At 72.6% G+C, this 11,093-nt stretch carries 11 protein-coding genes; 6 read left to right on the top strand and 5 right to left on the bottom strand.

Annotated elements, in window-relative coordinates:
- Positions 1–33: 33 nt before the first annotated feature.
- Both VIG79_RS14775 and VIG79_RS14770 read left to right on the top strand, forming a co-directional pair.
- Positions 34–531, top strand: a complete 498-nt coding sequence (locus tag VIG79_RS14775) for a DUF2505 domain-containing protein (RefSeq protein ID WP_331886993.1) — start codon at positions 34–36, stop codon at positions 529–531.
- A gap of 9 nt (positions 532–540) precedes the next feature.
- A complete protein-coding gene (locus VIG79_RS14770; RefSeq protein ID WP_331886991.1) occupies positions 541–1,764 on the top strand; it encodes a cation:proton antiporter in 1,224 nt (407 codons plus the stop codon).
- An 83-nt stretch (positions 1,765–1,847) separates the two neighbouring features.
- Here VIG79_RS14770 and VIG79_RS14765 read toward each other — a convergent pair whose 3' ends face one another.
- The gene (locus tag VIG79_RS14765) at positions 1,848–2,360 is read right to left on the bottom strand and encodes a nucleotidyltransferase domain-containing protein (RefSeq protein ID WP_331886989.1); all 513 of its coding nucleotides are present in this window, start codon (positions 2,358–2,360) and stop codon (positions 1,848–1,850) included.
- 17 nt (positions 2,361–2,377) lie between these two features.
- Here VIG79_RS14765 and VIG79_RS14760 point away from each other — a divergent pair, with 17 nt between their 5' ends.
- The 3 genes from VIG79_RS14760 to VIG79_RS14750 are packed head-to-tail and all read left to right on the top strand — an operon-like array spanning position 2,378 to position 4,428.
- Positions 2,378–2,818, top strand: a complete 441-nt coding sequence (locus VIG79_RS14760) for a YdeI/OmpD-associated family protein (protein WP_331886987.1) — start codon at positions 2,378–2,380, stop codon at positions 2,816–2,818.
- Positions 2,819–2,845: 27 nt separating this feature from the next.
- Positions 2,846–3,454 (top strand): LysE family translocator, encoded by a 609-nt coding sequence (locus tag VIG79_RS14755; protein ID WP_331886985.1) that lies wholly within the window; start codon positions 2,846–2,848, stop codon positions 3,452–3,454.
- Positions 3,451–4,428: a threonine ammonia-lyase gene (locus VIG79_RS14750; RefSeq protein ID WP_331886983.1), complete on the top strand. Its 978-nt coding sequence runs from the start codon at positions 3,451–3,453 to the stop codon at positions 4,426–4,428. Before VIG79_RS14755 ends, VIG79_RS14750 begins: the two co-directional genes overlap by 4 nt.
- A gap of 42 nt (positions 4,429–4,470) precedes the next feature.
- Here VIG79_RS14750 and VIG79_RS14745 read toward each other — a convergent pair whose 3' ends face one another.
- Genes VIG79_RS14745 through VIG79_RS14735 form a run of 3 tightly spaced genes read right to left on the bottom strand, consistent with a single transcriptional unit; the run spans position 4,471 to position 7,401 of the window.
- Positions 4,471–5,091: a hypothetical protein gene (locus VIG79_RS14745; protein ID WP_331886981.1), complete on the bottom strand. Its 621-nt coding sequence runs from the start codon at positions 5,089–5,091 to the stop codon at positions 4,471–4,473.
- Positions 5,088–6,572, bottom strand: a complete 1,485-nt coding sequence (locus tag VIG79_RS14740; RefSeq protein WP_331886979.1) for an NAD(P)/FAD-dependent oxidoreductase — start codon at positions 6,570–6,572, stop codon at positions 5,088–5,090. The genes VIG79_RS14745 and VIG79_RS14740 overlap by 4 nt, the downstream gene beginning before the upstream one ends.
- 40 nt (positions 6,573–6,612) lie before the next feature.
- The gene (locus VIG79_RS14735) at positions 6,613–7,401 is read right to left on the bottom strand and encodes a hypothetical protein (RefSeq protein ID WP_331886977.1); all 789 of its coding nucleotides are present in this window, start codon (positions 7,399–7,401) and stop codon (positions 6,613–6,615) included.
- A 173-nt stretch (positions 7,402–7,574) separates the two neighbouring features.
- Here VIG79_RS14735 and VIG79_RS14730 point away from each other — a divergent pair, with 173 nt between their 5' ends.
- Entirely contained in the window at positions 7,575–10,502 is a 2,928-nt protein-coding gene (locus VIG79_RS14730) for a helix-turn-helix transcriptional regulator (RefSeq protein ID WP_331886975.1), read from the top strand.
- A 321-nt stretch (positions 10,503–10,823) separates the two neighbouring features.
- Here the strand turns inward: VIG79_RS14730 and VIG79_RS14725 are convergent, their stop codons facing one another.
- Positions 10,824–11,087: a hypothetical protein gene (locus VIG79_RS14725; RefSeq protein WP_331886973.1), complete on the bottom strand. Its 264-nt coding sequence runs from the start codon at positions 11,085–11,087 to the stop codon at positions 10,824–10,826.
- Positions 11,088–11,093 lie beyond the last annotated feature (6 nt).

Raw genomic sequence — 11,093 nt, 5'->3', positions numbered from 1 at the left:
GCGGCCACCACATCGAACGAGGGCAGGGGCGGTATGGCAGAGCGGATCCAGCGGTCCTACGAGCTGCTGTGCTCCCCGGACGAGCTGCTCGCCGGACTCGCTCAGCCGGAGGTGGTGCAGCGGCGTTCGGACGCCGACGGGCTGGGAACACGCATCGTCACGCACGAGGTGTCCGACGACGCGGTGCGGATCGTCGTCTCCACGGAGGTCCCCCTCGGCTGGCTCCCCTCCGCGATCACCTCCCGGCTCGGCGGTAGCCCGACGGTCGAGCGCATGGAGGAGTGGATGCGCTACCAGGACGGGCTGCGGACCCCGCTGGTCTTCGAGTTCGCGGGTCTGCCCGTCACGTGTCGGGGCAACGCGGTCCTGAAGCCCACCCGCACCGGCAGCCGCATGGACTGCGACCTGACGATCCAGGTCGACGTGCCGCTGTTCGGCGGTGCGGTCGAGCGGGGAGTGGCGCCGCGGATCGTCACTGCCCTCGACGCGGAGGCGGCGTTCTACGGCACGCTGAGCACACCCGGCCGGTAGCGTCGCGCCATGACCCCGGACGACGTCTACCAGCTGACCCTGGTGGCCGCTGCCGGGGTGCTCGCGCCGATCATCGTGGCGGGCGTGCGCCGGTTCGCGATCCCGTCCGTCGTCCTCGAGATCTCCTTCGGCATCGTGCTGGGTCCTCAGGTGCTCGACCTGGTGCAGCCCACCGGCCTCGTCGACGGACTGTCGGTCCTCGGCCTGTCCATGCTGATGTTCCTCGCCGGCTACGAGCTGAAGCTGGACACCATCCGTGGCCGTCCGCTCAAGCTGGCCGGAATCAGCTGGGGCCTGTCCGTCGTCCTGGCCACCATGGTCGGCCTCGGCGTCCACGTGTCCGGCGGCCACAGCGGCGAGATCGTCATCCCGCTCGCCCTGACCACGACGGCGCTCGGCACGCTGCTGCCGGTCCTACGCGACGCCGGAGTGCTGGGCACACCGCTCGGCCGGTATGCGATGGCCCTCGGCAGCGTCGGTGAGTTCGGTCCGATCGTGCTCGTCGGCCTCCTCCTCGCGGGGACGGACCCGGTCCAGTCGATCCTCGTGCTGGGCGCCTTCGCGCTCCTCATCGTCGGTTCCGCCCTGCTGGCCAACCGGCCGTGGGGCGATCGGATCGTCACCTTCATCGCCAAGAGCATGTGGGCCAGCTCGCAGCTGCCGATCCGGCTGACCCTCCTGTTCATGCTGGCCCTCGCCGCCGTCGCCAACACGCTCGGGATCGACGTCCTCCTGGGCGCCTTCGCCGCCGGTGCGGTCGTGCGGATCGCGGCCGCGAAGCACGACGACGAGGAGGACGAGACGGACGCCTCGTCGATCTTCGGCTTCAAGCTGGAGGGCATCGGGTTCGGCATGCTGGTCCCGGTCTTCTTCGTCGTCAGCGGCACCCGGATCGACCTCAAGGCCCTCTTCAGCCAGCCCTCGTCCGCGCTGGTCGTGCCCGGGTTCCTGCTCCTCATGCTGGTGGTCCGGGCCATCCCGACCTTCCTGGTCTACCGCACCGGCCTCGAACGTCGGCAGCGCCGGGCGCTCGCCGTCATGTCGGCGACCGGGCTGCCGCTCATCGTCGTCATCACGACGATCGCGACGGAGAACGGCTACCTCAGCTCCGCCGATGCCGCCGCCATGGTCGCCGCCGGGATGCTGTCGGTCGTCATCCTGCCCGCCGTGTCGATCGCGCTGCTCGGACGCGTCCGGGAGGCGCGGCCGATCGAGCCGGGCGCCGGCCTCTAGGAACTCGCCTCGCTGGAAGATCCACCACAGCCCACTGTGGTGGATCGTCCACCCTGTGGTGGTGGATCTTCCACGTAGCGGCGTCAGTCGGGCGGGTCCAGCCCCTCGAGCACCGCGAGGTCGTGCTCGTCCTGGGGACGGTGCGCATACCCCTCGTGGGCCGTCCGCTGGGCGGCGGCGGAGACGCAGCCCACGACGATCCCGCCGAGCCGACCCGTGGTGAAGATCGCCGCGGGGTAGTGGAACTCGGTGTCGTCGAGCCCGGCCTGGACCCCGTTCCCGTCCCCGTCGAACACCACCGGGTGGACGTCGACCCAGCCCGCGCCAGCGCCGGCGCGACGGGCCAGCTCCACGCGGACCGGCCGCCAGTCGGTCTCGACGACGTAGCCGAGGTCGCCCAGCACCTCCAGGGTCACCGCCTCGTCGGCCGCGTCGACGAGCAGGTCGAGGTCACGGTGCGAGCGGGTCTGCCGCCCCGCCAGTGCGTCGACGCCCCATCCGCCGGCCAGCCAGAACCGGACTGCGGCATCGGCGAGTCCGGCACAGACGAGGACGGCCTGCGCGACACCGGTCTCCTCCGCCACGAGGCCCATCATCGCGCGATACTGCCGCCATGCGGTTCGAGACGACCATGGCGCAGACCGGCAACAACACCGGAATACCGGTGCCCGACGAGGTCGTGACGGCTCTCGGCGGCGGCAAGCGCGCCGCCGTGTCGGTCACGGTCAACGGGTATGCGTACCCGTCCACGCTCGCGTCGATGGGCGGCCGGTTCCTCATCCCCTTCAGCGCGGACAAGCGCAGGGAGACCGGGATCGGCGGGGGCGACGCCATCGTCGTCGACCTCGAGCTGGACACGGCGCCGCGATCGGTCGAGGTGCCCGACGACCTCGCCGCCGCCCTCGACGCGGCCGGGCTGCGGCCGGCGTTCGAGGCGCTGGCGCCGAGCCACCGCAAGGCGCACGTCACCGCGATCGAGGAGGCCAAGGCGGCGGCCACCCGCGAGCGGCGCATCGCCGCGGCGGTCGCCAAGATCGGCACCCCTCCGGCCTGATCCCGCCACCGTGCCTAGGCTGGCGCGATGAGCGTCGCCTTCCTGCTCACGACCCTCGTCGTCGTGGCCACCCCCGGGGCCGGGGCGCTGTTCACCATCGGCGCCGGGCTCGGTCGTGGTCGGCGGGCCGGCCTCGTGGCGGCCGTCGGGTGCACCCTCGGGATCGTCCCGCATCTCCTCGCGGCCGCCACCGGGCTCGCCGCGCTGATGCACGCGAGCGCGCTGGCGTTCCAGGGACTCAAGTACGCCGGCGTCGCCTACCTGCTGTTCCTCGCCTGGACGACGCTGCGCGACAAGGGCGCACTCGGCGTCGACGCGGCTGAGCCGTCGTCGGCGTGGCGCACCATCCGGCAGGCGGTCCTGCTCAACCTCCTGAACCCAAAGCTGACCATCTTCTTCGTCGCCTTCCTCCCCCAGTTCGTCCACCCGGACGAGCCGAACGCCGTGTGGCACCTGATCGGCCTCAGCGCCGTGTTCATGCTGGTGACGCTGGTGGTCTTCGCGGGCTACGGCGTTTGCGCCGCGGCGATGCGCACCCGCGTCCTCGAGCGGCCCCAGGTGCTGTCGTGGCTTCGCCGCTCGTTCGCCGGGTCCTACGTCCTGCTCGCCGGACGGCTGGCGGTGACGGACCGGTGACCGTCGAGGTCACCTACCAGGGCGTGCTGGCCGCGGCCGAGACCATCGCCCCGCACCTGCCTCCGACGCCGGCGTGGTCGTACCCGCTGCTCGACCAGGCCGCCGGCGTGACGGTCGTGGTGAAGCACGAGAACGTCCAGCCGACGGGGGCGTTCAAGGTCCGCGGCGGGATCAACCTCGCCCTGGCGCTGAACGCCGACGAGCGGGAGGCCGGGTTGGTCACCGCCTCGACCGGCAACCACGCGCAGTCCGTCTGCTACGGCGCCCGGCTGGTCGGGGCGACCGCAGTCATCGTCGTCCCGGAGTCGGCGCCGCCCAGCAAGGTGGCCGCGGTACGCGCTCTCGGCGGCGAGGTGGTCGTGCACGGCCCGACGATGGACGAGGCGGTCGGGGAGGCGAAGCGGCTCGCCGGCGAGCGAGGTCTGCGCTACGTTGACCCGGGCAACGAGCCGGCCATCGTGCACGGTCACGCGACGGTGTATCTCGAGCTGCTGCAACGACATCCGGAGCTCGAGGCGATCTACGTGCCGGTCGGCAGCGGGACCGGCGCGTCCGGCGCCTGCGTCGTCCGGGAGGTTCTCGCTCCGAACTGTCGGGTGATCGCCGTGCAGTCGTCGGCCGCCCCGGCCGCGCACACCGCGTGGCAGGACGGCCGTCCCGCTCAGGCCCCGTGCCGGACCCGGTCGAGCGGCCTGGCGACGGGCACCAGCTACGCGCTACCGCAACGGGTCATGGCCGGAAGACTCGACGACTTCGTCCTCGTCTCGGACGACGACCTCGACGCCGCTGCCGGCCTCCTGGCCAGCCACGCGCATACCCTCGCCGAGACCGCCGGTGCGGCCGCCCTGGCCGCCCTGCTCGCCGACCCGGACCGCCCGCAGCGCTGCGCCGTCATCGTGACCGGCGGCAACGCGAGCGCGGCCGAGATCCGGGCCGTGGCGCAACGAGTTGGCGACGGGACCACCCACCCCTGAATGGTCCCGCCGCCGTTCCTGACCTTGCGCGGGAAGGGTTGGTCAGGGCTTGAAGGTGCCCAGCGGGCCGGCCGTGTCGGCGAACTGAGCGGTGTTGAGGACCTGGACTCCAGCGTTGTGCTCCCCGTTGAAGGGGGTCGTGTTGCCCGGGCACCCGGCCTTGACGGCGTCGGCCGGCGAGTTGAACCAGACGCCGACGTGGAAGGTGTGGATCGGGCCGAACGGCGGGTTGGTCGTGTCGTCCGGCGTGGGCGTGGAGTGCACCGACGGTGCGGGGGCCGACTTCGGAGCGATGGCGAACGTCTCCTGCTGGAACCGGCCGACGTACTCCTGGTGGGCGACGCCGTAGCCGTTGGTCTCGAGGTCGCCCTGGTACCACGACACCCCGAACGGGGCGTTGGGGACCTGGATGACGAACGTGTCGAACTCGGTGTTGGCCGGCAGACCCCACGCGGTGATGTTCATCCGCTCGACGGGGCCGTCGTGCTTGACGGTGACCCGGGCCGCCGCGTAGGGCAGACAGCCCGCGGCGACGATGCCCGGGGAGCGCTGGAGCGCGAAGTTGAGCCGGCCGCCACCGGCGTCGGCCGTGGAGGTCTGGGCGATACCCAGGCCGGCGGTGGCGAGCGCCACGGCGCCGGCGGCGATGGTGAGCTTGTTCATGAGAGGTGTCCTGTCTTGTGGTGGACCGGATCCCTGCGACCCGGTGGCTGGGTGGACGACACCGCCGCAAGCGGACGGGGCCGATGGGTGACGCCGTGGCCGAGCCCGTACGGCGTCGGGACGACGCCCGGAGCCGGACCGGCCACGGCGGCCCGGTTCAGCAGGACCCGCGCGAGCACGCGGGCCGCGAGGCCCGGCGTCATCAGGCTCTGCGGCGGAGCGGTCATGTGGGCGACCCGCAGAAAGGCGCGGGCCAGCTTCGGGTCGTCGACGGCGGCGTACCGCAGGGCGGTGAGGTAGGAGCCGACCAGCCTGGCCGCCATCGGTGTGCGCACGGTGGTCCCGGGTGCCGGCGGCATCCCGCCGACGACGATCTGCCACGGCGTGTCGATGTGCTGCGCCGCGCGGTGGAAGAATCGACGGCCGAGATCCTCCCGGCCCTCGGCCAGGGCCGCCCGGAGAGCGACGGCCTGGAGCGCTGCCGTACTCATCCCTTGGCCGAACGCGGGGTCGAACGAGCACAGCGCGTCCCCGATGACGAGGATCCCGTCCGGAACGTCGAGCAGTCGCTCGTACCGCCGCCGCACGCTGGCCTGGAACCGGTAGGTGCACCCGTCGTCGAGCGGTTCGAGCCGCTCGAGGACCTCGGCGATGGCCGGCGCCTCGAGCGTCCTCGCATACGCGAGGAAATCGGACAGCTCCGTCGGTGGCCGAACGCCGTGGTACCCGGTGAGCCCGCCGATCCACTCGTCGTTCTCCTGGGCGATGAGGACGCCGGACCGTGGCACGCCGGCGCTGGCCGGCTGGAGGATCGCGAGCGCCGTCCCCGCGTCGCCCGGACGCCGCCGGAACCTTCGCGTGGCGTAGCTGATGTCACAGCGGACTCGCTCCTCCTCGGGCGGCTGGAACCCCCTGCGCTCCAGCCACTCCGGCGTCCGCGAGGTCCGCCCGGAGGCGTCCACGACGAGGTCGGCCTCCAGCCGCCGCGGGCTGCCCGGCCGGTCCACGCCGGACACGACCAGGCCGGTGACCCGCCGACCGTCCTCGCTGAACATCAGGTCGAGGACCGAGCTGCGGTCGTAGAACACGACTCCCGGCATCTCGGCGACGCGACGGCGGATGGTCCACTCGAGGAGCACCCGGCTGACCGCGACCGCCGTGAGCCCGCTGGTACCGGTGGGGTACCGGCCTGTGCCCACGTAGTAGTGCAGTGCCTCCTGCGCGTCGCCGGCCGTGGCCCCCGCGGCCACGAGGTCGGCGGTGAGCCCCGGCAGGAGCTCCTCCATCGCCTCCCGGCCGCCGGCCAGCAGCCCGTGGGCGTGACGGATCTGCGGCACACCCCCTCGGGCCACGGGACCGTAGGGCAGCTCGTCGCGGTCGAGGACGATGACCTCGCCGTACGCCTCGCTCAGGGCCCGCGCAGCCAGCAGGCCGGCGATGCTCGAGCCGATGACCAGCGCGCGGTCGACAGTTCCGGTCATGGGAGCCTCCTGACAGACGGGGTATGCGGGTGGGTCGGGTCTATGAGTGGTCGAACAGCGGCGCGACGATCGCCCCGGCCAGGCCGCGGACCTTGGACACAGGAACCATGGAGAACGACGGCTTCCCGGCGGTGAGGTCGGCGACCATCGCCGTTCCGGCGTAGGGACCCGGGCACACGACGGTTTCCATGTCCTTGACGCGCAGCGTGTTCAGCAGCGGGCCACCGGCGGTCAGACGGAGCAGGTACTGCACGCCGAGGTGCTCCGAGTCGGGGACGGGGACCAGCTCGCAGGTCTGGTTGGTGGCGCCGGCGAGGTCGACCTTGGGGATCGCACGGTTGAGGGTCCAGGTGTCGAGCCGGAGCCCGGTGCTGTTGGTGAGGACCGGGCCGACGATCAGCGTGTCGTTGCCGTCGTTGCCGTCGGCGATGTCGTTGCCGTCACCGGGCGACCAGATCTCGACGTCGTCGCCGTCGTCGGCCACCATGACGTCGTTGCCCGAGTCGCCGCCGCGGTCGATCCCTCCCACGAGGATGTCCGGGCCGGGACCGCCGAGCAGGACGTCGTTGCCCTTGTTGCCGACGAGGAGGTCGGCGTTCCCGCGGCCGAAGAGCAGGTCGGTGTCGTTCATGTGCTGCGGCGCGGCGACGCCCGGCGGCTGGATGAACGGGTTCGACGCGTTGTCGTTGTCCTTCCCGATGTGGACGTCCTTGTCCGGCGTCCCGGGGTCGACGCTGGCCATGGCGGCCGCTGCGCTCGTCGCGAGCGCGACGGCGGCGAGCAGGGCAGCGCCGGTGAGCCGGCGAGAACGTGGGGTGGTGAGGGTCATCACAGGTCCTTTCGTGGGTGGCCCGAGGTCTCCCGAGTGGGTCGAGCGCTGACGAAAGGGTGCGGCGACGCGGCATACCCGGGCATTGGGTGCGCGCCTTAGATGTGCCGACCCACGCCTTAGTCGGCGAAACAGGGGTGACGCGGCGGGGTCGAGCCCGTCATCATGAAGCGATGGTGGGACGTCCACCCGCGGCGTTCGTCGGGCGGGACGAAGCCCTCGGGGTGCTCAGAACGGCCGTGCGCCGTGCCTCCGCGGGCCATCCCAGCGTGCTCATCGTCACCGGCGAGACCGGCGTCGGGAAGACCAGGCTGGTCCGCGAGCTCATCGACCAGGAGCGGGTCACCCTGCTCGCCGGCTCCTGCGTGCCGATGGCCGGGGACCCGCTGCCGTTCGCTCCGCTGACCCAAGCCCTGCGCCGCCTCGACCGGACCGGGACGCTGAACCTCCAGCTCGAACGGCTCCCGGAGCTCGCTCGGCTGGTCCCCGGCATCGCCCCGGCCAAGTCCACCCGTACCGCCGACCTCGCCGCGGCGTCCCAGCTCGGGCTGTTCCAGTCGGTGCTCGACCTCGTCGACCGGCTCGGCGCAGCAGCCCCGGTCCTCCACGTCGTCGAAGACGTGCACTGGGCCGATCGGTCGACGCTCGACCTGGTCCGCTTCCTGGCAACGAACCTCACCAACGAGCGAGCCGTCCTGCTCGTGACGCTGCGCGCCGACGCGGTAGTCCCGGGGACGCCGCTCGCTCTCTGGGTTGCGGAACTGGCCCGGCTGGAGAACACCGAACGCGTGGAGCTGAACCGTCTGAGCCACGAGGCGACCGCCCGCTTGGTGCGCCAGCTGGCCGGAGATGCCGCCGATCCCGAGTTCGTCGAGACCACGCTCGCCCGATCGGCAGGCAACCCGCTGTTCGCGGAGCAGCTCGTCCTGCAGGCGACCCAGAACCCGGGCCACCCGGCCCTGCTGCCCGCCACCCTGCACGAGCTGCTCCACGCCCGGGTGCACGCCCTGCCCGAGGACACCCAGTCGGTGCTGCGCGCGGCCGCCGTCATCGGCCGACCCGCCCTGGTCCCGCTCCTCGCCGCCACCAGCGGCACGCTCGTCGAGCAGACCGAGACCCTGCTGCGGGCGGCCATGGACCAACACGTGGTCGAGGTCCGCCGCGACGACACCATCGCGTTCCGGCACCCGGCGTTCGGCGAGGTCGTCTACGCGGAGCTGATGCCGGCGGAACGGCAGCGACTCCACCGCGCGGCCGCCGAGGCGCTCGAACCTGCCGACGGCCTCGACACCGGCCAGCGCAGCTCGGTGGCCGGCGACGCCGTCTCGGGTGAGCTGGCCCGGCACTGGTTCGGAGCCGGTGACTCCGAGCGCGCCCTCGACGCGGCCGTCGCGGCCGGCTGGGCGGCGGAGCGGATGTACGCGTTCGCCGACGCGTACACCAACTTCACCCGGGCTATCGCCCTGATGGACGAGATCACCGGCACCGAGCACGACCGGGTCCGGTTGCTGAAGCACGCCGGCCAGGCCGCCAGCCTGGTCGGGGACAGCCCGGAGGCGGTCCGGCTCGTCGAGTCGGCGCTCGCGCTCACGACCGAACCACCCGCCCGCGCGGCCCTGCTCACCCGGCTCGGGCTCATCCACTACCGGGCCGGTCGCGGGTCGCTCACGGAGAAGTGCCTCCGCGAGGCGCTGACCCTGCTGCCGCCGGACGAGGAGAGCGTGCTCGTGGCCCGGATCCACGCCGGGCTGGCCCTGTTCGGGGCGGCGTGGTCACGCCTCGACCTCGCGGAGCAGTCGTGCCGTCGGGGTCTCGAGGTCGCCCGGACGGTCGGGGCCCGGCGCGAGGAGGGGCTGCTGGTCAACGCCTCGGGGCTGGTCGAGTCGGCCCACGGCGACATCGAGTCCGGTGCGAGGCTGCTGCGCCAGGCCCTAGCCATCGCGCTCGAGGTCGGCAACCCGGACGACCTCGCGACGGCCTACGTCAACCTCACCCACATCCTCGGGCTCGGCGGCCGGGTCGACGAGATCGTCGTGGTCGCCCGCGAGGGCGCGGACGTCCTCACCCGGATGGGCCTGGCCCGCCAGCGGGTCAGCTTCCTCAAGGCCAACCTGGCCGAGGCCCTCGGAAACGCCGGGCGGATCGCGGAGGCCGGCCGGGTGATCGCCGAGGCGGTGTCTCAGCATCCCCGCGGGGTCATGGCCGTGCCGGTCCTGTGGCAGGCCGGCCGCGTCGCGATGACCCGCGGAGACCTCGACGAGGCGTGGGAGTGGCTGGAGCAGGCCCGGGTCATCGTCGAGGCCGAGAACGCGCCCGAGTCCTACCGCCGCAACCTGATCGAGACAGGGGCGGAGGTGGAGCTGTGGGCCGGGCGCCCCGTCGCCGCCTACCACCTCGTCGTCGACGGCCTCGACCTGGTCCGCGGCACCGACGAGGCCGCGTATGCCGGCACCCTCGTCGCACTGGGACTCCGGGCGCTCGCGACCGAGGCCGAGGCGCACCGCGACCGGGAGTCGCGCCTGCGCCTCTCCGGTATGCGGCGACCGCTGGATGACGCCCGCGCCTGGCCCGCGGCCAACCAGCCGGAGGACGCCGCCGTGCACGCCTCGGCGCGGGCCGAGGCGACCCGGTTGGACCTGGCCAGCGACCCTGTCGCCTGGACGGAGACCGGGGTGGCGTGGCGAGCCCTCGGCCGACCCTTCCCCCAGGCCTACGCGCGCTGGCGGGAAGCCGAGGCGCGGCTCGACTCGGGGGTCGACGCGAGGGCCATCGACGCCCTGCGCGGCGCGCACACCGCCGCGTTGGGGCTGGGCGCCGCCCGTCTGGTGCAGGAGTGCGAACGGCTCGCCGGCTGGCACCGCATCGACCTCGTCGCCGAGCCGGTCGAGGCCGAGCCAAACGCGCTGGACAAGTACGGACTCACGCCGCGCGAGGTCGAGGTGCTCGCCGGGTTGTCGGCGGGCCGGACCAACCAGGAGATCGCCGACGAGCTGTTCATCAGTGTGAAGACGGCGAGCGTGCACGTCTCGAACATCCTGCGCAAGCTGGACGTCGGGGGGCGGCAGGAGGCCGCAAGGGTGGCCCACCGGCTCGGCGTCTGACCGCCCGGGTCCCCGGATCGGAGGACCCCACGTTGGTCCGGGACGTCCACCGGTCCGGCGACCGTCCCGGAGTGCGCCGCGCGGGATCCTGAAGGGGCACAGCACAACCCGCGTTTCTCGAGGCCCTCGGGAAACTGGGCGCAAGACATCGTCGGTCGACGTGGGGTTAGGCGGGCAACAAGGATCGTGTTGGCCCCCGTCACCGCCGGAAGGATGGGGGGCGTGACGGCGGCCGAACGCACGACCTCGGGTCCGCCTCGTCGATCGCTCGAGCGCTGCCGGTCATCCGCTCGCCGCGATCCGACGTCGAGCTGCGGACCGTCAGCCCCGGACCCGGATCCCTCGGGTCGCCTTCGAGGACAGCACCGAGAACCGCGACCCGCTGGACAGGATGCTGCCCACCGACCGGAACGAGAGCAGCGACAAGAGGCTGACCGACGAGCCCGCGCAGCCGATCGAGAGGAACGACCCGCTGCACCCGATCGACAGGCACGAGCCCACGCTGCCGATCGACAGCACCGATCCGGTCGACCCGATGGACAGCAGCGAGTCCCGTGAGGCGATGGACCAGCGCGAGGTCGGCACCCGTTC

This window comes from Lapillicoccus sp., from assembly GCF_036559105.1.
Classification (GTDB): domain Bacteria; phylum Actinomycetota; class Actinomycetes; order Actinomycetales; family Dermatophilaceae; genus Lapillicoccus.
The sequence above is the reverse complement of the archived record's forward strand: the minus strand, read 5'-3'. Positions and strand labels throughout refer to the sequence as shown.